General features: G+C 61.5%; 21 protein-coding genes and 1 pseudogene. 19 read left to right on the plus strand and 3 right to left on the minus strand.

Features of this window, described 5'->3' with window-relative positions; genetic code table 11:
• Positions 1 to 63: 63 nt before the first annotated feature.
• Positions 64 to 252, plus strand: coding sequence for a DUF3606 domain-containing protein (locus tag AC0L3O_RS14160; RefSeq protein ID WP_287230387.1), 189 nt, complete (start codon positions 64 to 66; stop codon positions 250 to 252).
• A gap of 255 nt (positions 253 to 507) precedes the next feature.
• Here AC0L3O_RS14160 and AC0L3O_RS14165 read toward each other — a convergent pair whose 3' ends face one another.
• From AC0L3O_RS14165 to AC0L3O_RS14175, 3 genes are all read right to left on the minus strand, one after another.
• Entirely contained in the window at positions 508 to 963 is a 456-nt protein-coding gene (locus AC0L3O_RS14165) for a YybH family protein (protein WP_236392813.1), read from the minus strand.
• Between the two features lie 208 nt (positions 964 to 1171).
• Complete coding sequence (locus AC0L3O_RS14170; protein WP_128173515.1) at positions 1172 to 1579, minus strand: hypothetical protein; 408 nt, start codon at positions 1577 to 1579, stop codon at positions 1172 to 1174.
• Between the two features lie 227 nt (positions 1580 to 1806).
• Positions 1807 to 2697, minus strand: a complete 891-nt coding sequence (locus tag AC0L3O_RS14175; RefSeq protein WP_287295534.1) for a LysR family transcriptional regulator — start codon at positions 2695 to 2697, stop codon at positions 1807 to 1809.
• A 121-nt stretch (positions 2698 to 2818) separates the two neighbouring features.
• Here AC0L3O_RS14175 and AC0L3O_RS14180 point away from each other — a divergent pair, with 121 nt between their 5' ends.
• The 18 genes and pseudogenes from AC0L3O_RS14180 to AC0L3O_RS14265 all read left to right on the plus strand — a co-directional run bounded on the left by AC0L3O_RS14180 (position 2819) and on the right by AC0L3O_RS14265 (position 20602).
• On the plus strand, positions 2819 to 3562 hold the full coding sequence (locus AC0L3O_RS14180) for an SDR family oxidoreductase (RefSeq protein WP_473535393.1): 744 nt from the start codon (positions 2819 to 2821) through the stop codon (positions 3560 to 3562).
• An 85-nt stretch (positions 3563 to 3647) separates the two neighbouring features.
• A complete protein-coding gene (locus AC0L3O_RS14185) occupies positions 3648 to 3920 on the plus strand; it encodes an Atu4866 domain-containing protein (RefSeq protein ID WP_473535476.1) in 273 nt (90 codons plus the stop codon).
• 86 nt (positions 3921 to 4006) lie between these two features.
• The gene (locus AC0L3O_RS14190) at positions 4007 to 4768 is read left to right on the plus strand and encodes an NYN domain-containing protein (protein ID WP_091595693.1); all 762 of its coding nucleotides are present in this window, start codon (positions 4007 to 4009) and stop codon (positions 4766 to 4768) included.
• A 529-nt stretch (positions 4769 to 5297) separates the two neighbouring features.
• Positions 5298 to 5558: a DUF982 domain-containing protein gene (locus AC0L3O_RS14195; RefSeq protein WP_287230391.1), complete on the plus strand. Its 261-nt coding sequence runs from the start codon at positions 5298 to 5300 to the stop codon at positions 5556 to 5558.
• Between the two features lie 195 nt (positions 5559 to 5753).
• Positions 5754 to 5942, plus strand: coding sequence for a DUF3606 domain-containing protein (locus AC0L3O_RS14200; protein WP_023797481.1), 189 nt, complete (start codon positions 5754 to 5756; stop codon positions 5940 to 5942).
• On the plus strand, positions 5942 to 6124 hold the full coding sequence (locus AC0L3O_RS14205; protein ID WP_473535394.1) for a hypothetical protein: 183 nt from the start codon (positions 5942 to 5944) through the stop codon (positions 6122 to 6124). Before AC0L3O_RS14200 ends, AC0L3O_RS14205 begins: the two co-directional genes overlap by 1 nt.
• Before the next feature lie 514 nt (positions 6125 to 6638).
• Complete coding sequence (gene kdpF, locus AC0L3O_RS14210) at positions 6639 to 6728, plus strand: K(+)-transporting ATPase subunit F (protein WP_287230395.1); 90 nt, start codon at positions 6639 to 6641, stop codon at positions 6726 to 6728.
• Between the two features lie 33 nt (positions 6729 to 6761).
• Positions 6762 to 8465: a potassium-transporting ATPase subunit KdpA gene (gene kdpA, locus AC0L3O_RS14215; RefSeq protein ID WP_473615873.1), complete on the plus strand. Its 1704-nt coding sequence runs from the start codon at positions 6762 to 6764 to the stop codon at positions 8463 to 8465.
• Positions 8466 to 8489: 24 nt separating this feature from the next.
• Positions 8490 to 8702 (plus strand): hypothetical protein, encoded by a 213-nt coding sequence (locus AC0L3O_RS14220; RefSeq protein WP_473535396.1) that lies wholly within the window; start codon positions 8490 to 8492, stop codon positions 8700 to 8702.
• The gene (kdpB, locus tag AC0L3O_RS14225) at positions 8699 to 10792 is read left to right on the plus strand and encodes a potassium-transporting ATPase subunit KdpB (RefSeq protein ID WP_473615874.1); all 2094 of its coding nucleotides are present in this window, start codon (positions 8699 to 8701) and stop codon (positions 10790 to 10792) included. Before AC0L3O_RS14220 ends, kdpB begins: the two co-directional genes overlap by 4 nt.
• Before the next feature lie 12 nt (positions 10793 to 10804).
• Entirely contained in the window at positions 10805 to 11374 is a 570-nt protein-coding gene (gene kdpC / locus AC0L3O_RS14230) for a potassium-transporting ATPase subunit KdpC (RefSeq protein ID WP_023797475.1), read from the plus strand.
• Positions 11375 to 11443: 69 nt separating this feature from the next.
• A pseudogene (locus AC0L3O_RS14235) lies at positions 11444 to 14160 on the plus strand (DUF4118 domain-containing protein).
• Between the two features lie 10 nt (positions 14161 to 14170).
• A complete protein-coding gene (locus AC0L3O_RS14240) occupies positions 14171 to 14863 on the plus strand; it encodes a response regulator transcription factor (protein WP_077379451.1) in 693 nt (230 codons plus the stop codon).
• Positions 14864 to 15452: 589 nt separating this feature from the next.
• The gene (locus tag AC0L3O_RS14245) at positions 15453 to 16694 is read left to right on the plus strand and encodes a CAP domain-containing protein (protein WP_473535399.1); all 1242 of its coding nucleotides are present in this window, start codon (positions 15453 to 15455) and stop codon (positions 16692 to 16694) included.
• A gap of 78 nt (positions 16695 to 16772) precedes the next feature.
• Entirely contained in the window at positions 16773 to 18533 is a 1761-nt protein-coding gene (locus AC0L3O_RS14250; protein WP_473535400.1) for a type I secretion system permease/ATPase, read from the plus strand.
• Complete coding sequence (locus AC0L3O_RS14255; protein ID WP_473535401.1) at positions 18530 to 19984, plus strand: HlyD family type I secretion periplasmic adaptor subunit; 1455 nt, start codon at positions 18530 to 18532, stop codon at positions 19982 to 19984. Before AC0L3O_RS14250 ends, AC0L3O_RS14255 begins: the two co-directional genes overlap by 4 nt.
• A 26-nt stretch (positions 19985 to 20010) precedes the next feature.
• A complete protein-coding gene (locus AC0L3O_RS14260; RefSeq protein WP_031254200.1) occupies positions 20011 to 20199 on the plus strand; it encodes a hypothetical protein in 189 nt (62 codons plus the stop codon).
• A gap of 160 nt (positions 20200 to 20359) precedes the next feature.
• Positions 20360 to 20602 (plus strand): hypothetical protein, encoded by a 243-nt coding sequence (locus AC0L3O_RS14265; RefSeq protein WP_473615876.1) that lies wholly within the window; start codon positions 20360 to 20362, stop codon positions 20600 to 20602.
• Positions 20603 to 20609 lie beyond the last annotated feature (7 nt).

A 20609-nucleotide genomic window follows, 5' to 3' on the forward strand; every position in this document is an offset into this window, starting at 1 on the left:
GTCTAGGTCAGCTGCGTATATTAGCCATAGTGAATATGATAAAGTTCTAAAAGGACGTGCGATATGGCAGACGACAAAAGCAAACGCGACTTTCGCTACCGCAACAAGATATCGGCGGACGATGATTATGAAGTGAACTTTTTCGCTCTGCAGAACAACATCACGCCGGAGCAGGTGCGCGAGCTGATCCGCAAGCACGGCAACGATCGGGCAACTCTGACCGCTGCCGCGAAGGCATTGCCGGCACAATGATGACAAAACTCTCAGACCTGGGGCCGCCGATCGCCGGCTGGTCATTGGCTATTTCCGTACGATAGGCAGAAAAGCCCGCGCCCCGTGGTGGGGAAGAGGACGCGGGCTGATCGGAGGGACGAGCCGATCTCGCAGCATGTCTGCACAGGAAATAATGCTGCGGAAGCCGAACTTTCTACCTAAGCCTTTGTTCCAACGCAAAAAACCAGCCGCACCTTTCGCCAAGCCGGTCAATGAGGCCTGGATTTTCAATCCCTATTGGGCGGCACCTAAATTCCAGATGTCCCGATGCAGGCGCCATGTCCCGTCGTCGCCCTTTTTCCAGACGACGATGTACTTGCCCACAAGGGTGGAGAGGGCGCCGTCTTTGCTCGGCGCATCGAGCGTAAATGCGCCAACTTCGTAGGCGAGGTTCGCGCTCTCTTCCACTTCCAGCGCCTTAAGGGTGAGATTCTTCATCCCGCCTTTGATCGCGCCCTGCCAGAACTCTTCCACGCCCTTGCGGCCATCGACGCGCTTGCCGTCGGGCGGCAGCAAGGCAGCGTCCTCGGTATACAATTGACCCACCGCCGCCGCGTTTCCGCTATTGAAGGCGTCCGTGAATTTCGGCAGCGCCGCTTCGATGTCCTCGCGAGCCGACTGGGCGGCCGCAGACAATGCAGACGATAGAAGCAGCACAGCAGCAAATGCGAATGACTTAACCGGTCTCATCTCGTCCTCCCTTTGCGTGATCGACATATCTATCGGATGAATAGCACGCCCAACCCGAGTGCACCGCCGCGCCCACTCAATCGGCCAGACCTGATTTGCATTAGGCTTATCTAATTACGCAAGCGCCAGACGCTCTCAGCCCACTACCCGATCGGCCCGCCTTCTCCGCCAGAGGCGCGGGCCTGGCTCAGCAATATCCTGACATCGTTTAGCGTGGAACCGCAGGCATTCCCGAGACTGAGCGCGCCGTTTCGGCGGAGAAAACCACGAAGGCAAAGATGAGCACGCTGGCAGCGACGATCATCGAGCCGGTGGCGACGATCGGCTCAAGCGCCGGATTTCCATGCAGCATCAAGTAGAGGGCCGGCAACATCACCACCAGGCCAAAATTATAGACGCCATAATGGACCATTGCGATACTGCGGGCGGCTTTTGTCGGGTTCAGGGCGTAATACCCACCGAATATTGCACTTGTTACCCATCCCAGGAGATTGATGTGTGCGTGAGCCGGGTAGGCGCCGTGATTGCCTGAAATTGCCATTTGCAGGCCGGCTGCAATTCCCAGAATAAGAAAGACGATCGCTGTCTTGAAAAAGAGTTCCGAGATTTTCGGCATGTCATGTCCTCCCAAGCCGTTGCAGGCGGCCCGGCAGCCTGTTGGGGGTGACCGGCTGGCCGCCGGGCCTAACCGGCTTGCGCCGGCTGATGAAAACATGCGCTCACACTAATATAAATGCAACATCGAGATACCGGGTGCGCACAGCGGAGTTTGACGATCTGGACTCCCGTCCCAAAGCGGGCGGCCGGAAAGCGATTTCGGTTCAATCGTCCGCGTGGAAAACGCTAGCCAGGACGCCGCAGGTGTTCGACAAGCGCGCGCAGCTTCGGCGCGACGTTGCGACGGCTCGGATAATAAAGGTAGAAGCCGGCAAAGCGCGGGCAATAGTCGACGAGAACCGGCACCAGTTCGCCCCGAGCGATCCACGGGCGAAAGCTTTCCTCCATGCCGAAAGTGATGCCGGCTCCGGCAATGGCGAGCTTTATCATCAACGCCATGTCGTTGGTCGTGATCGCCGGCGCGACCGCGACGCTGAACTCCTTGCCGTCCTCGGCGAATTCCCAACGATAGGGCGCGACCTTCGGGGCGCGACGCCAGCCAATGCAGCGATGGCCCGCGAGTTCCTGCGGATGCGACGGCTCGCCAAACCGATCACGATAGGCCGGCGCGCAGGCGGCCAGCTGCCGCTCGTCACCGGCGACAGGCACCGCGATCATGTCCTGCTCGATCACCTCGCCGAGCCTGACGCCGGCATCGTATCCCTCGGCGACGATATCGAATTCCTCGTCCGTCACCGTGATGTCCATCCGGACCTCCGGATTGGCTTCGGCAAAGGTCGCCAGGAACGGCCCTGAAAGAAAGCGCTCGGCGATCGACGAGACGGCGAGCCGCAACTGCCCGCGCGGACGCCCGCGCAGGTCCCCGGTGCTCTCCATTGCGGCGCGCATGTCGGCGATGGCGGGCGCTATCTCGGCGTAGAGGCGTTCGCCAGCCTCGGTCAGGCTGACGCTTCGCGTCGTGCGCTGGACCAGCCCGATACCGAGCGTCTCTTCCAGCCGCTTCATCGTCTGGCTGACCGCCGAGCGGGTGACGCCCATCCGGTCCGCAGCCGCGCGAAAGCTCCGCTCCTCGGCGACGAGGGCAAAGACGGCAAGCGCATTGAGATCCGGCTGCATTGGTTAGCTGTGCTTTCGACGCTGTAAACAAATGGTCGTCTTATCGCTACAGTGAAACAGATCCATCTTCGTGGCAACCGCTGCATCGCGGTTCGCAAAATCAACCAGACGGAGACCGAACATGTCCCTCAACCCAAACTTTTCCCCCAACAAAGTCGTGCTCATCACCGGGGCTTCGAGCGGCATTGGCGCCGCCATCGGCCGGGAGCTCGGTGCCGCAGGAGCAAAGGTCATGCTCGGTGCGCGCCGCACCGGTCGGCTGGACGCGCTCGCAGAAGAGATCAGGGCAAAGGGCGGGGAGGCAATGACACGCCGCCTGGACGTGACCGACCGCGACGATGTCGCCGCTTTTGCCGATGCGGCGCGCCAGGCCTGGGGACGCGTCGATGTGATCGTCAACAATGCCGGCGTCATGCCGTTGTCGCTGATGATCTCGATGAAGGTCGATGAATGGGACCGAATGGTCGACGTCAACATCAAGGGCGTGCTCTACGGCATCGCTGCGGTGCTGCCGCAGATGACGGCCCGAGGCTCCGGCCATGTCGTCAACATCGCCTCCATCGGCGCGCTTTCGGTATCGCCGACAGCCGCTGTCTATTGCGCAAGCAAATACGCGGTCCGCGCCATCTCCGATGGCTTGCGGCAGGAGCACGACAACATCCGCGTCACCTGCATTCATCCCGGCGTGGTCGAGAGCGAGCTCGCCGACACGATCACCGATCCGATCGCAGTGGAAGCGATGAAGACCTATCGCGCCATTGCGCTGCAGCCCGACGCGATCGGCCGTGCCGTGCGCTTTGCCATCGAACAGCCGGACGATGTCGACGTGAACGAGATCGTCATCCGGCCGACAGCCAGCAAGTAGTTCTATGAAACAGATTTCCATACTTGCCGCTGCCGTGCTTGTTGCCGGCGCGGCCGGCTTATCCGCACAGAAAGGCCTCGCCCAAATGAATATCGCGCAAAATTCCGTTACCCCAGCTTCGGCAAGCCACTCCTATGTCGGGATGTGGGTCACGGCGGATGGCCATATCCGCCACAACTTGCTTCCAAATGGTCGCTATGACGAAGCGCGTGGGAACCGTGACAGCGCATACCAGGGGCGCTATGAGATCCGGGGAAATCACATCGACTACTGGGACGACACCGGCTTTACCGCGGACGGAACGTTCATCGACGGTGTGCTGCACCACGCCGGCATGATCTTGTATCTGGAGAAGTAGATGACGTCCGTATCTCGATAAAGAGGTTTCGCATGGCTCCGCTGCACCATATGTCTCTGGTGCGCAGCCAAAAACAGGGGCTCACCTTGCCAACCGAACCACGTTCTCCACGGCTTGCAGTGCTGATCGACGCGGACAATACCTCGGCCAAGATTGCCGACGGCTTGTTCGAGGAGATCGCAAAGATCGGCGAGGCAAGCGTTCGTCGCATCTACGGCGATTTCTCCAGCACCCGCTCAAAGGCATGGGCCGATGTGCTGTCGAAGCATGCGATCATCCCGCAGCAGCAATTCGCCTACACCACCGGCAAGAACGCATCCGACATCACGCTCGTCATCGACGCCATGGACCTTCTCCACAGCGGGCGGTTCGAAGGCTTCTGCCTGGTGTCGTCCGACAGCGATTTCACCCGCCTTGCCGCTCGCATCAGGGAGCACGGGATCGACGTTTATGGGTTTGGCGAGCAGAAGACGCCGGAGAGTTTCCGGCAGGCATGCCGCCGGTTCGTATACACCGAGAACCTGCTGCCGACTGCGCCAGCCAACGCGAACGATGCGGCGCCAACGAAGTCCTTGCAGCCGCCCAGCGCCGCGACGCCGATCATCACCAGGGTCATTTCACAGATGGGAACCGAGGACGGCTGGGTGCCGCTCGGCATTGTCGGCAATCAGCTCGCCAATCTGGCTTCGGACTTCGATCCCAGAACCTTCGGCTTTCGCAAGCTGAGCGATCTCGTGCGCAAGACCAATGCCTTTGAGATCGATCATCCCGAGGGCGGAGCGATGCGTATAAGGGTCAAGCCAGCTGCGAAGGGCAGAGAGAAATCGAGGTCGGCAGCATCGCGCTGAGCCCTGCAAAAAGCTAGCTGTCCCAGTCCAATTGGTGTCCGATCGGCCTCTGGTCGGACCACAATTTCGCTGGCGAAAACCACCATTCGGCGTATTATTCTCGTGGCAGAGAGTTCATGGCGGAGGAGGCCAATGGACATCGTTTCGAGAGCGCCTGTCGTTGACTTGCCGGCCCATGAACTTGTTTCATCTGCGCTTTCAAAATTCCGCGCCGGCGACACCATATCGACCAGAGCCGCAATAGATACCATCCGCCGGGCAGGCCCAGCTTGTACGGACAGCGACGACCAACTGGTCGAGCTTATCGTCATGACCGCAATTGGCAGGACCATGGGGATCGTGTTCGACCATCGGTGCCGCTAATACACATCGCCCGGCCCGCAATTGGCTTGCGCACTGTCCGGACGACACCGGCGACGTAAGCTGTTCAGTAACCATGAATTGTGACCGGGATTGATCGCGCCATTCGCTATCGGAACGAATAATCCGGCTGCGCCGTTGCTGTCCTTGGAGTCGAGGAGTGGCGGCAATGCGTGATGAACAATTCGACGTTCCGGTGACGATCGAGAGCGAACGCACCGGACGCCGGCTTTCTGTGACGAGGACGGTCCAGGCGGCCTCGCTTCTGGTCGACAAATGGCCAAAAGAAAAGCGCGGGCCGAAATATCGCGCGGCCTTGAAAGCCATGATGGATGCGATGGAGCAGCGGCGGGCGGTTGGGACTGCGCGGCGGGCATTCACGGCGGCAGCCAAGGAAGCCCATGTGTTTGTGCGCGAAGGGCGGCGTTAAAGCGCGTCACGTCGCATTGCTGTCGCTATGCATGTCGTTGCCCAAGACCGCTGCGCAGCTTTGGGCGACATGCATTGCTCCTGTTTATGCATGTCGTTGTCCCAAAACCGCTGCGCACTTTTGGGCGACATGCATTAAGGAACCTCACGAAATCTCCGCCGTTATGCTCAAGGTCCAAGCGAGGAGAGAACTGCCATGCCCGACGACAAGACCAAGACCGACAACCGCGATCGCTCACAAGTAGCCGGCGACGAAGACTATGAGGTGAGGCATCTCGCCGAGGAAGCCGGCATCACTCCCGACCAGGCTCGCACGCTGATCAAGCGCCACGGCACCGACCGCAAGGTGCTGAACGAAATCGCCAAGAGCATAAAGGCATTGTGATGGCTGACAAACGGACCGTAATGGCCGATCGGAAGAAACGCGAACCGGACGACAAGGAGGCCCTGCGACTGGCCGAGACAACTGACGTTTCGCCCAACCAGGCGAAGGATCTGATGCGCAAGCACGGCAAGGACAGCGCCAAGGTCGAGAAGGAAGCCAAGAACTTCAAGGCCGAAGGCTGAGCAGCCGATTTGGCGGAGCGAGTCCGCCCTCGTTCCCGCATCAGCTTCGCACGCGCCAGCCATTCGCACGCTGGACGACAGCCCCATCCCATTCTTCGATGAACTCGGCTGGAAGCGGCGTATGCGGACGACTATGCCGTGATCTATACGCGAAATCGCTGATTTTCGGCGGCTTCGCCCCGCCGCACGGCTTATCTTTGAGCGCCGCGCTGAGAGCCGCGACGGCAAATCCTTTATAGCATTCTTATTTCTTTCCTCTTCGCCACGTCTCGAACCTTTATGGGGTTCGGATCATATTCGGTCGGGAAGGACACATCTCGGTCGCCATTATCATCGCGACAGAGTGTCTTCACATGACTTCAACGCTGCCCGGCTGCAGGCAAGCCAGTGCAAAAACGAAAATAAGGAACAGCTCCGATGGACATCATCGTTCTCGGGATAGGGTTTTTGTTTTTCGCCCTGTTCTTCGCCTTCGTCAAAGCCTGCGACAGTCTTTAGGCGGAAGGACCGCAACATGCTTGTCGACTTTATCCTCGGTGGCGCTGTGACCCTGTTCCTTCTCGCCTACCTGACATACGCCCTCATTCGCCCAGAACGTTTCTAACGGCAACTGGCGCAGGCACGGAAGGCTATTTCGATGACTTTCAACGGGTGGATGCAGATTCTCGTCTATTGCGGGATCGTGGTTTTGCTGGTGAAGCCGCTCGGCGGCTACATGTATCGCGTTTTCAGCGGCGACCGCACATTCCTCTCGCCGATTTTGGGTCCTGTCGAGCGCAGCCTTTATCGCATCTCGGGGACCAGCGAGCATGAGGAGCAGCACTGGACCACCTATGCGGCGGCCGTGCTGTTCTTCAACCTCGCCGGCTTCCTGGTGCTCTACGCCCTGCAACGGCTGCAAGGCAGCCTGCCTTACAATCCGGCCGGCATGAGCTCCGTCGAACCCGGGCTCGCCTTCAACACCGCCGCCAGCTTCATGACCAACACCAACTGGCAGAACTACGGCGGTGAAAGCACGATGTCCTATCTCGTGCAGATGGCCGGCCTCACCGTGCAGAACTTCCTGTCCGCAGCGACCGGCATCGCAATCGCAATCGCGCTGATCCGCGGTTTCAGCAAGGCCTCCGGCAAATCGATCGGCAATTTCTGGGTCGATATGACCCGGTGCACCCTTTACCTGCTGTTGCCGCTCTGCATCGTGCTGACGCTGGTCTATGTCTATCTCGGCATTCCGCAGACGCTCAGCGCTTATCTCGACGCCACAACCCTGGAGGGCGCGCGGCAGACTATCGCGGTCGGGCCGGTTGCCTCGCAGATCGCCATCAAGATGCTCGGCACCAATGGTGGCGGCTTCTTCAACGCCAATGCCGCGCATCCCTTCGAAAACCCCGACGCGATCTCGAATCTGATCCAGATGGTTTCGATCTTCGCCATCGGTGCGGCGCTGACCAACGTCTTCGGCCGCATGAACGGCGACCAGCGCCAGGGTTGGGCGATCTTGACTGCAATGGGCGTCCTGTTCATCGCCGGCGTTGCCGTCTGCTACTGGGCGGAAGCATCAGGCAATCCGCTGGTGCATGCGCTGGGCATCGACGGCGGCAACATGGAAGGCAAGGAAACGCGCTTCGGTATCGCTTTGTCGGCGCTGTTTGCGGTGATCACCACCGCCGCGTCCTGCGGCGCCGTCAACGCCATGCATGACAGCTTCACAGCGCTTGGCGGCATGATCCCGATCATCAACATGCAGCTCGGCGAGGTCATTGTCGGCGGTGTCGGCGCCGGTCTCTACGGCATCCTGATGTATATCGTGATCGCCGTCTTCGTCGCCGGACTGATGGTCGGACGCACGCCCGAATATCTCGGCAAGAAGATCGAGGCCAAGGAGGTCAAGATGGCGATGCTCGCCATTCTCTGCCTGCCGCTGGCGATGCTGATCTTCACCGCCATCGCGGTGGTGCTGCCGACAGGCGTCGCTTCGATGGCCAATGCCGGCCCGCACGGCTTCTCCGAAGTTCTCTATGCCTACACCTCGGCTGCCGCCAACAACGGCTCGGCCTTTGGCGGCCTGACCGGCAACACGCCCTGGTACAACGTCACGCTTGCCATCGGCATGCTGATGGGCCGCTTCCTGGTCATCATCCCGGCTCTGGCGATCGCCGGCTCGCTGGTCGCCAAGAAGACGGTGCCGGCCTCCGCCGGCACCTTTCCGACCGACGGGCCGCTGTTCGTCGGGCTGCTGGTCGGCGTCATTCTGATCGTCGGCGGCCTCACCTTCTTCCCGGCGCTGGCAGTCGGACCGATCGTGGAGCACCTGGCCGGCATCCACGGGCAGACTTTCTGAACCGTCCCACCTTGGATCAATGTCATGTCCTGGCTCAAAACCATACGTCGCAAGATTCGGCATCGAGACGATCGGAAAGGGGCGACCCCGCCTCCTTTCCCGACCATGTCCACGTTCTTCGGCATTGCGGCAGTCATGATCGTGATCTGGCTGCTGGCCTCCGGGCTTCCGCATCTTCGTTCGGCATCCGATCGATCGGTGCCGTCCAATAATATCGATACTGGAGCCACCAAATGAGCCAGTCCAAATCCGCTGTCATCATGGATGCCCGCATCCTGCTGCCCGCCATCAACGGCGCCTTCAGGAAACTCAACCCGCGCACCCTGATGCGCAATCCGGTGATGTTCGTCGTCGCCGTCGTCTCGGCGCTCACCTCAGTCCTGTTCGTCAAGGATCTCGTCACTGGTGGCGGCGATCTCGGCTTCTCGCTGCAGATCATCATCTGGCTGTGGTTCACCGTGCTTTTCGCCAACTTCGCCGAAGCGATCGCCGAAGGCCGAGGCAAGGCGCAGGCCGATTCGCTGCGCAAGGCTCGCACCGAGAGCCAGGCCAAGCTGTTGAGCGGCGACGACCGCACCACGTTCAAGCTGGTGCCCGGCACCAGCCTGAAGGTCGACGACGTGGTGCTCGTCGAGGCCGACGACATCATTCCATCGGACGGCGAGGTGATCGAAGGCGTCGCTTCGGTCAACGAGGCGGCGATCACCGGCGAATCCGCTCCGGTGATCCGTGAATCCGGCGGCGACCGTTCGGCGGTGACCGGCGGCACGCAGGTTCTGTCCGACTGGATCCGCGTGCGCATCACCGCGGCCTCCGGCCATACGTTCCTCGACCGTATGATCTCGCTGGTCGAAGGCGCTGCGCGCCAGAAGACGCCCAACGAGATCGCGCTGAACATCCTGCTCGTCGGCATGACACTGATCTTCGTGCTGGCGACGGCGACGATCCCGAGTTTCGCCTCCTATTCGAGCGGCACCATTTCGGTGACCGTCCTCGTCGCCCTGATCGTCACTTTGATCCCGACGACGATCGGCGCGCTGCTTTCGGCCATCGGCATCGCCGGCATGGATCGCCTGGTTCGGTTCAACGTGCTGGCGATGTCGGGCCGCGCGGTCGAAGCGGCGGGTGACGTCGACACGCTGCTGCTCGACAAGACCGGCACGATCACGCTCGGCAATCGCCAGGCGACGGCATTCCGCCCGGTCAAGGGCGTCACCGAGCAGGAGTTGGCCGACGCGGCGCAGTTGGCCTCGCTTGCCGATGAGACGCCGGAAGGCCGCTCGATCGTCGTGCTGGCGAAGGAGAAATACGCCATCCGTGCCCGCGACATGGCAACACTGCATGCCACTTTCGTGCCCTTCACCGCGCAAACCCGCATGAGCGGCGTCGACATCGATGGCTCTTCGGTTCGCAAGGGCGCGGTCGATTCGGTGCTCGCCCACGTCAATCAGTCGACCGTCGCCTCGCATGGCACGCGCCCCGGCAGCGACACCGTCCGCGATCTGCAGGCAATCGCCGACGACGTCGCCAAATCCGGCGGCACGCCGCTGGCGGTCGAGCGCGACGGACGCCTGCTCGGCGTCGTCCATCTCAAGGACATCATCAAGGGCGGCATCAGGGAGCGCTTCGCCGAACTGCGCAAGATGGGGATCCGCACGGTGATGATCACCGGCGACAACCCGATGACGGCGGCGGCGATCGCGGCGGAGGCCGGCGTCGACGATTTCCTTGCCCAGGCGACGCCCGAGGACAAGCTGAAGCTCATCCGCGACGAACAGGCCAAGGGCAAGCTCGTCGCCATGTGCGGCGACGGCACCAATGATGCGCCTGCCCTCGCGCAGGCCGATGTCGGCGTCGCCATGAACACCGGCACGGTCGCCGCGCGCGAAGCCGGCAATATGGTCGACCTCGACAGCGATCCGACCAAGCTGATCGAGATCGTGGAAATCGGCAAGGCGCTGCTGATGACGCGCGGCTCGCTGACGACCTTCTCCATCGCCAACGACGTGGCCAAGTATTTTGCCATCATCCCAGCCATATTCGCCGTCTTCTACATTGCGCCGGGGCAGACATCAGGCCCGCTGCAGGCGCTCAACATCATGCATCTGGCAACGCCGCAGAGCGCCATTCTCTCGGCCATCATCTTCAACGCACTGATCATCGTCGCGCTGATCCCGCTGTCGCTGAGAGGCGTCAGATATCGCGCGATCGGCGCGGCCGCGCTGCTCAGCCGCAACCTCCTTGTCTACGGCCTCGGCGGCATCATCGTCCCCTTCGTCGGCATCAAGGCGATCGACATGGCCATCACCGCGCTTGGCCTCGCATAAGGAATGAAGTCGATGCTCAAGCAAATCAGACCCGCCATCACCATGATCGTTTTCTTCACCATCCTCACCGGCCTGATCTATCCGATCGGCATGACCGGCATCGCCCAGGCCTTGTTCCCGCGCCAGGCCAATGGCAGCCTGATCGAGAGGGACGGCAAGGTCGTCGGCTCCGAACTGATTGGCCAGGCTTTTGCCAGCGAGCGCTATTTCCATGGCCGGCCGTCGGCTGCGGGCGACGGCTACGACGCCGCCGCTTCGAGCGGCTCGAATCTCGGGCCGACCAACCCCAGGCTGATCGACCGCGTCAAGAGCGATGCCGACAGGCTGAATGCGGAAAATCCGAACCAGAAGGTGCCGATCGATCTGGTCACGACTTCAGCCAGCGGCCTCGATCCGCATATCAGCCCCGAGGCCGCCTATTTCCAGGTCGCCAGGGTGGCCAGGGCCAGGGGCGCCGATGAAGCCAGTGTCAAGTCGCTTGTCGACAGCCATGTGGAGGACCGCGAGCTCGGCTTCATGGGAGAGCCTGTGGTCAATGTGCTGGCGCTTAACCTGGCGCTGGACGAGGCCATCAAGCAATGAATTGTGGGAAGCAATGAGTGGCAGGCTGGGGATCGACACCATCCCCGGCGCCATTCATGATCGATTGTGATGCCGGACGACAGAAGCAACGAAACCCGACCCTCACCCGACGCCCTGCTTGACCGTGCGGAGCGGGAGGCGCGCGGTCGTCTGCGGATTTTTCTGGGCGCAGCACCCGGTGTCGGCAAGACCTATGAAATGCTGATGTCGGGCCGTGCAAGATTGGCCGACGGAGTGGACGTGGTGATCGGCGTCGTCGAGACGCACGGCCGCAAGGAAACCCAGGTGCTGGTCGACGGCTATGAGGTGATTCCCCGTCATCGGGTCGAGTACAAGGGGCGCATCCTCGAGGAAATGGATCTCGATGCCATCCTTGCCCGGCGTCCGGCGCTGGTCCTCGTTGATGAGCTTGCCCATACCAACGCACCGGGCAGCCGCCATCCCAAGCGCTATCTCGACGTTCAGGAAATCCTGACGCACGGCATCGACGTCTACACCACGCTCAACATACAACATGTCGAAAGCCTGAACGATGTCTTGGCGCAGATCACGCGCGTCAGGGTGCGCGAGACGGTTCCAGACTCCATCATCGACCAGGCCGACGACATCGAGATCATCGATCTCACGCCCGACGACCTGATCAAGCGGCTCGAGGAAGGCAAGGTCTATATCCCCAGCACCGCCCGGCGCGCGATCGAGAATTATTTCTCGCCGGGCAATCTGACGGCGCTCAGGGAACTGGCGCTGCGCCGCACCGCCCAGCGCGTCGACGAGCAGTTGCTGACCCACATGCAGGCCCACGCCATACCCGGGCCCTGGGCGGCGGGGGAAAGGGTTCTCGTCTGCGTCGATGCGCGTCCGGGCGGGGCGGCCCGCGTCCGCTATGCGCGGAGATTGGCCGACCGGCTCCGCGCTCCCTGGACGGCGCTTCATGTCGATACCCCTCGTTCAGCCGCCATGTCCGAGGAGGAAAAGGATCGGCTCGCGACGCTGCTGCGCCTTGCCGAGCAGCTTGGCGCCGAAGTAACGACCATTCCAGGCCAGAACGTCGCGCAGGACATCGTTCGCCATGCGACCGCCAACAACTTCACCCATATCGTGATCGGCAGGCCGACCCGTTCGCGCTGGCGGGAATTGATCGAAGGCTCGCTCACTTATGATCTCATCCGCAATGCCGGCGACATCAGCGTCCATGTCATTTCGGGAAACGAACGCAACGACGAGGCGACGTCACGGACCGTAAAGGTGGCGGACGAGCAGTGGCAATTCGATATCTGGCCCTATCTCAAGGCCACGGCCTATGTTGCTGGCTCGCTCGCCTTCGCGGTCCTTCTCCACCAGTTCCTCGACGTCCGCAATCTGGCGATCATCTTTCTCATCGGGGTTCTGACGTCGGCGGTGACCGGCGGTCTCTGGCCGGCTTTGTATGCCTGCCTCATCAGCGCCATTGCCTTCAACTTTTTCTTCCTGGAACCACGCTACACGCTGACGATCCAGGACCCGGAGAGCATCGTGGCGCTGGCTGCCTTCCTGGTTGTTGCGGTCATTGCCAGCAATCTGACAGCGCGGGTGCAGCGACAGGCGGTCGCTGCCCGCGCGCGGGCACGCGCCACGGAAGATATCTATCTTTTCTCGAAGAAGCTCGCCGGCGCCGGCACGCTAGACGACGTGCTCTGGGCGACTGCCTTCCAGATCGCCTCGATGCTGAAGCTGCGCGTGGTGCTGCTGCTGCCGGAAGACGGCACGATCACCGTCAAGGCCGGTTACCCACCCGACGACACGCTGGCCGAGGCCGACATCGCGGCCGCCCGTTGGGCCTGGGAGCACGATCGCCCCGCAGGCCGCGGCGCAGACACGCTTCCGGAGCAAGACGCCTGTATCTGCCGTTGCGGACCGGTCGCACCGCGGTCGGCGTCGTCGGCCTCGACAATGACAAGCAAGGCCCGTTGCTGACCCCCGAACAGAAGCGCCTGCTCGACGCGCTCGCGGATCAGGCGGCGGTCGCGATCGAGCGCATCCAGCTTGTTGCCGACGTCGACCGGGCCAGGCTCGAGGCCGAGGCGGACCGCCTGCGCTCGGCGCTGCTGACCTCGATTTCCCATGACCTGAAAACGCCGCTTGCCGCAATCATGGGCGCCGCCGGCACATTGCGGGAATTTGCGCCGGCGCTTCCCGAAACGGACCGGGCGGACCTGCTGTCGACCGTGCTCGACGAATCGGAGCGGCTGAACCGCTTCATCGCCAATCTGCTTGACATGACCAAGATCGAATCCGGTGCGATGGAGCCGAACTACGCGTTCCACTATGTCGGCGACATTGTCGGCACCGCCTTGCATCGAGCCAGAAAAATCATCGGCGAACACAAGACCGAAATGGACATTCCCACGGATCTGCCGATGCTGAGGGTCGACCCCGTCCTGTTCGAGCAAGCGCTGTTCAATCTCCTCGACAATGCCGCTAAATTTGCCCCGCCAGCTTCGACGATCCGCCTGCAGGGCTGGGCCGACAATGGTTCCGTCATGCTGCAGATCATGGACGAGGGGCCAGGCGTTCCGCCAGCGGATCTGGAGCGCATTTTCGACACGTTCCACCGGGTGCGCAAGGGCGATCAGGTCCGTGCCGGCACCGGGCTCGGGCTCTCGATCTGCCGTGGCTTCATCGAGGCGATGGGCGGGACCATTTCGGCGGCCAACAGGACCGACCGCCCGGGTGCGGTTTTTACCATCAGGATGCCGGTAGCGGCAGACCAACATGTGGGCGACCCCGGCATGGATGACCTGCCATGACGAACTTGCCATGACGAACCTGGACGTCAGGATTTTGGTCGTCGATGACGAACCGCCGATCCGCAAGCTGCTCCGCGTCGGCCTTGGCAGCCAGGGCTATGCGATCAGCGAGGCGCCGAACGCCAAGACGGCGATCGAACTCGTGGAGACGGAAAAGCCGGACCTGATCCTGCTCGATCTCGGCCTGCCCGGCATGGGCGGTCACGAATTGCTGCGCAAATGGCGGGACGACGGCCTGGATGTTCCCGTCGTCATCCTTTCCAGCCGCACCGACGAGGCCGGCATCGTCTCGGCACTTGATCTCGGCGCCGACGACTATATCACCAAGCCGTTCGGCATGAACGAGCTTGTCGCGCGCATCCGCGTGGCGCTCCGCCACAAGTTCCAGCAGCAAGGCGAGAAGCCGGTCTTCCACACCGGCGATCTCACGGTCGATCTGGTGAAGCGCATCGTCATGATCGAGGACAGGGAGATAAAGCTCTCGCCGAAGGAGTACGACATCCTGCGCATCCTCGTGCAGCACGCCGGCAAGGTTCTCACCCACCAGTTTCTTTTGAAGCAGGTCTGGGGCGATTCGACCGACGTGCAGTATCTCAGGGTCTATGTGCGGCAGCTCAGGCAAAAGATCGAGAAAACGCCCGACCAGCCGCGTTACATCACCACCGAAACCGGCGTAGGATACCGCCTGCGCGAAGTCGACTGAAGCGAGGGCCGCGGGCGGGCCCGTCTAACCCCACTGCGGGGCGCGCGTCTACCATCAGCCGCCTGTTGCAGCTGATCCAGCGCTCCACAACCAAGCGTCCCGGTTGCACGGCGAAGCCGACTTGATCAGCTTTTCGTTTAACGATCTTGACAGCGATCGAGACGGCCCGGCCACACGGGTCCCTGATGTCCAAGATCGGCGAACAACCTTCGGTTAATGGCAATGGTCGACGCGAGGCGTTCGGGACCGGACCGGGCGCCGTCCCGATCTGGATGCCGGCGGCATGCGGGTAAAGGACGAGAGCCCGACCTCTTGCCGGCGGCATAGCCGCGGCCGCCACTCTCAACTCGTCACGGCCTGGCGCGCACGTCGCGCATCGCGAGAACGCGCATAATTGAATGTCACACTTGCTGGTTGCATTACAATATGAAATTTCGTGTTATCGCATCCCCACAAATTCTCTTTAACAAAATCATGGTTAACAGCTGCTTGCCGCAGGTTAGCCACAGTCGGCTTTTACCAAGCGTGATTGGGAAATTCTACAGCTTGGCGGGACCGTCCAAAAACGAAACAGTGGAGCGACGATCTAATGCCGCAACATAGCGCACATGAACAATATCTACTTGAACTTATCAACGCGGAGAGGGCTAAGGCCGGCGTGCAGCCGCTGGCCTTCGATAATGATCTCAGCGAGGCGGCTGAGGGGCACAGCAGATGGATGCTTGCAACCGACACCTTTTCTCACACGGGGTCGGGAGGGTCCTCGCCCACCCAGCGTATGAAGGCTGCCGGCTACACCCTAACGGGCTCCTGGGCGACAGGAGAGAACATCGCATGGGCTACGACCAGGTCACCGACGGGCTACAATGACGAGATTCTGCTCCTGCACAACAACCTGATGAACTCCCCGGGTCATCGTGCCAACATCCTCAACGGGAACTTCCGCGAGGTAGGTCTTGGATTCGAGGTTGGCGATTACCAGGGGCGCTCCAGCGGTTTCGTGGCGGAGAATTTCGCCAAGACCGGATCAGACCTGTTCCTGACCGGTGTGGCGATCGACGACAAGGACGGGGATAGGTTCTACGATCCCGGTGAAGGTCTATCCGGTCTCACCATCACAGCGAAGAGTTCGACGGGCGCGACGTTTACGACGAAGACCATGGGCGCCGGCGGCTACGACCTCGCGCTCAAGCCCGGCACCTACACAGTAACCTTCTCGGGGGCGGGCATCGAAGCTTCGACGCGCACCGTCTCTGTCGGGAGCAAGAACGTCAAACTCGATCTCGTCGATCCGAAGCAGGGAGCCGTCGCTGCCGTTCAGGATGAACCGGCGGCAGTTTCCGATCCGGCGCCGCAGCAGGAACCAACGCCAACGGCGCAAGCTGAGCCGGCCCCGACACCAACGGCGCAAGCTGAACCGGCCCCGACAACGCCGCCGGATTCTGGGCAGCCGAATTCTGGCTCCCAGTGGCTTGCAACCTTCTTCGGCAAACAGGGCGTAAACTTCCGGTCTGACCAGACCCTGGCCGAACATGAGGAGGCTGAAGGAACGCCTGGCACGGCTAAGGAGAGTGGTGCACAGGTGGCGCTTGACGGCGATAACATCGTGTTTCCACAACTCGGGAACGCTCGGGGCCAACTCGACGACGCTATCGAGCAGGTCCGGGACAATGCGTCGACCGCGCTAGCAAATGCGGGCGATCCGAGACCGGCTTTTGATTGGGCAGAGTATGCACATACGCAAGCGGGCGATGCCGACGCGCTGGCTGCGAAACTCATCGAGCAACTGTCTGCGCATAACAACAGCGTGATCGCCGATCAGGCCGCGTAGCCAATGCCGGACGATGCGGGCCTGCAGTTATGGGCCCGCATCGCCTGCTGACGCATGCGGTTGATCGAGGGGACATCAATGTCACAATCTGGTTCAGAGAAGCTCCGCCCGCCGAGGGCGAAGTCCGAATTGGCTGCCTGCCTGGCGCATTTCCGGCGCGCCTTTTTGGCGGTGGCGGCTTTCAGCGGCCTTATCAACGTGCTGATGTTGTCCGGCTCGGTGTTTATGCTGCAGGTCTACGACAGGGTCCTGCCCAGCCGTAGCGTGCCGACGCTGGTGGCTCTGGTCCTGCTGATTTCGATTCTATATGTTTTTCAAAGTGCACTCGACGCGATCCGCGGCCGGGTGCTGGCGCGTATCGGCAGCGGACTCGACGAGCGCCTGAGTGAGCGGACCTACCGCGTGATGTCGCAATTGCCCTTGGCCAGAGGCCGTTCGGGCGAGGGCATGCAGCCGGTGCGCGATCTCGATCAAATCGGCGGTTTCCTGGCCAGCGGTGGTCCCGCCACTCTTTTCGACCTGCCGTGGATGCCGCTTTATCTCGCGCTCTGTTTTGCCTTCCATCCTTGGCTCGGCCTGGCTGCGCTGATTGGGGCGATCCTGCTTTTGGCATTGACCGTGCTCACGGAGAAAACTGTCCGCCATCCAGCAACTGAAATGTCTGGATATGCCGGAGCGCGCAGCAATATCGCACTGGCAAGCATCCGCAATGCCGAGGTGCTCGAAGCGATGGGCATGAGATCCACGGTGGCCTCGCGCTGGGCGGAAGCAAACGGCAAATACAGGCGGGCGCAGATGCGCGCCAGCGATGTCACGGGTTCATTCGGCGCGCTCTCCCGCGGCTTTAGGATGCTGCTGCAATCAGTCGTTCTCGCGATCGGAGCGTATTTGGTGATCGGCCAGGAAGCCACGCCTGGCATCATCATCGCAAGTTCTATTCTCACCGCGCGAGCGCTGGCGCCAGTCGAACTCGCAATTGCGCACTGGAAGAACTTTCTTGCCGCTAGACAAGGCTGGCATCGGCTGAGCGAACTTTTCAGGGAGTTCCCCGCCACAGAGGATCGCTTGCAGCTGCCGCCGCCGCGGACCGAACTCTCGGTTGAAGGGATCGGCGTCGTTCCGCCAGGCGAGCGCCGTTTTGTTGTACAGGACATTACGTTTTCGCTGAGCGCCGGCTCCGCGCTCGGTGTCATCGGTCCGAGTGCATCGGGCAAATCGTCACTGGCGCGGGCGCTCGTCGGCGTCTGGCCGGCAGCGCGCGGCAAAATCCGCCTGGACGGCGCCGCCATCGAACAGTGGCCGGCTGAGGCACTGGGGGGGCACATCGGGTATCTGCCGCAAGATGTCGAACTTTTCGCAGGTACCATTGCTCAAAACATTGCCCGCTTTGATCCTTCTCCGGATCCGGCAACCATTATCGCGGCGGCCAAGACCGCGGGCATGCACGAAATGATCCTGCGCTTGCCTCGCGGATATCAGACCGAGATCGGCGAGGGCGGCGCATCGCTTTCAGCAGGACAGCGGCAGCGCATCGGACTGGCCCGCGCGCTTTATGGTGATCCTTTCCTCGTTGTTTTGGATGAACCGAACTCGAATCTGGACGCTGGAGGCGAGCAGGCTTTGACCCAGGCGATCCTTGCAGTCAAACAGCGGCACGGCGTGGTTGTCGTCATCGCCCATCGTCCAAGCGCCCTGGCGGCAGTGGACCTTTTACTTGTTCTCGACTCCGGCCGTCAGCACGCATTTGGGGCGAGGGATCTGGTCGTCGGGGGCACGACGCGGAGTGCCTCCGTGGGAACGCTTCAAGCAGTTGCCCCGGAGGAAAAGGCATCAGGATGACGTTATTTCATGATCGATCGTTCTTTGGCGCGCGTAACGGCGTGAGGGGGATGATTCCGCATATTCGTGCCGGAGCGAGCCATCTGGCCGGCGTCAAGGGCAAAATCGGCGGGCTGCTGTTCGTTCGGGCTAACCTCCCTACCGATGTGCGATCGCAGCCGACGCAGAACGACTTATCCCTTCGCCGGTATATGCTTCTTGGCGCCGCAACCGTGGCGCTGCTTGTCGGCGGCCTTGGTGCATGGGCCGCAACGACGGAATTGTCAGGCGCCGTCATCGCTACCGGCCATATCGCAGTGGAATCCAACGTCAAGGCGGTTCAGCATCCAAGTGGCGGCGTTGTGGGTGAGATCAACGTGCGCAACGGCGATGAAGTCAGAGCAGGCGATATTTTGCTCCGTCTCGACGACACGCTTACACGCGCCAATCTCGCCGTCATAACCAATACCCTGGACGAACTCTCGGCGCGGGAGGCACGCCTCACAGCGGAGCGTGAGGGTGCCGAGGCGATAGCCTTTTCCGAGGATCTCACCAGCCGCTCCTCTGTTGGACATGTGGCGCGTGTGATCGGCGGGGAGCAGAAACTTTTCGCTTTGCGCCGGGGAGCTTACCGTGCCCAAATCGAGCAACGCAGGCAACGGGTGAGCCAGCTCAAGGAGGAGATAGCGGGCCTCGAGGCACAAAGGGCGGCCAAGGAGCACGAGATTGCGTTGGTCCGCGACGAGATCAAGGGCGTCAGGGGCCTTTGGGAAAAGAAACTCGTCCAGCGGTCGCGACTCCTGGACCTGGAGCGGGGCGAGGCTCAGATCGAGGGAGGGCGCGGCCAACTCGTCGCTGCGATAGCCGAAGCGAACGGCAGAATCAGCGAAACAGAAATGGCCATCATCCAGATCCAGCAGGATTGGCGCAGCGAGGTCGCGAAAGAATTACGCGAAACGGAGGCTCGAACCACAGAATTGGCAGAGCGAAAGATCGCCGCGGAGGAATTGCTTAGACAGACCGATATTCGTTCACCCCAGAACGGACGGGTGCATCAGCTTGCGATCCATACGGTCGGCGGCGTCGTCACGACCGGCGAGCCAATTATGATGATTGTCCCGACCGCTGACGAATTGACTGTGGACGCACGCATCGCGCCTCAAGACATCGATCAGGTCCAGCCCGGCCAGCTTGTCCATCTGCGGCTGTCGGCGTTCAGCCAGCAGGTCACGCCGGAACTCGAAGGACATGTAGCAACGGTTTCTCCCGACCTCGTCGAAGACGAGCGGAACGGACTATCCTACTACAGCGTGCGGATCAGGCTTGACGAAGGCAAGCTTGGCTCGTTGGATCCGGAAAGCCTCAAGCCGGGCATGCCGGTGGAGGCGTTCATGCGCACGACCGATCGCACCGTCATCTCGTTTCTGATGAAGCCATTGACCGACCAGATCAGCCGCGCATTCCGCGAATAGTCGCGCAGCTGGGCTATCGCCGTGCCGTGGCCAAAGGCTCCGGGGAACGCAGCGCCGCCCGTGCCGCGATTTTCAACTGTGCGATGTTGCGGTTCAAATTATCCAATCCAGGCCTGAAAGGCATGGAACTGCAGGATGCCCTCCAGCTTCTTGTCGTCGGCCTCGTATTGGTGCCCTTTGCCAGCACACATCGGTCGACGGGCTTTGCGCCCTGACTGGCTAGTCAGCCAATTCCGCTCCGGCGTGGGGTTTTAATCCATGGCATCATCAGACAAACGCCCTATATAATCGCAAGGTTCTGTTTCGTAAGGGAATGGATGGATGTCGCCGCTTCGCCTTTCGACGATCTTGATGTCGGCAACCCTGGCAACAGCGATGCTGTCGGGCGCGGCTGTCTCCGCGCAGAACGTCGCTCCCGCCAATCGCAAAACCGTGGTCCTGCAAGGCGAATTGCAGATGCTGGAGAACAGGCTGCGACGGCAGCAATTTCAGCAGCAGCAACAGCAGTTCCGTGCCCAGGATCGCGTGGTCGTGCCGCAACGGCCAGATGTGCCGCAGATGGCGCCTACTTGCCAGTTGCGGCGATCGGGCAGCCGCTTCATCAGCGTCTGCCGCTGATGGCCCG

The sequence above is a fragment of the Mesorhizobium sp. WSM4810 genome (assembly GCF_055811235.1).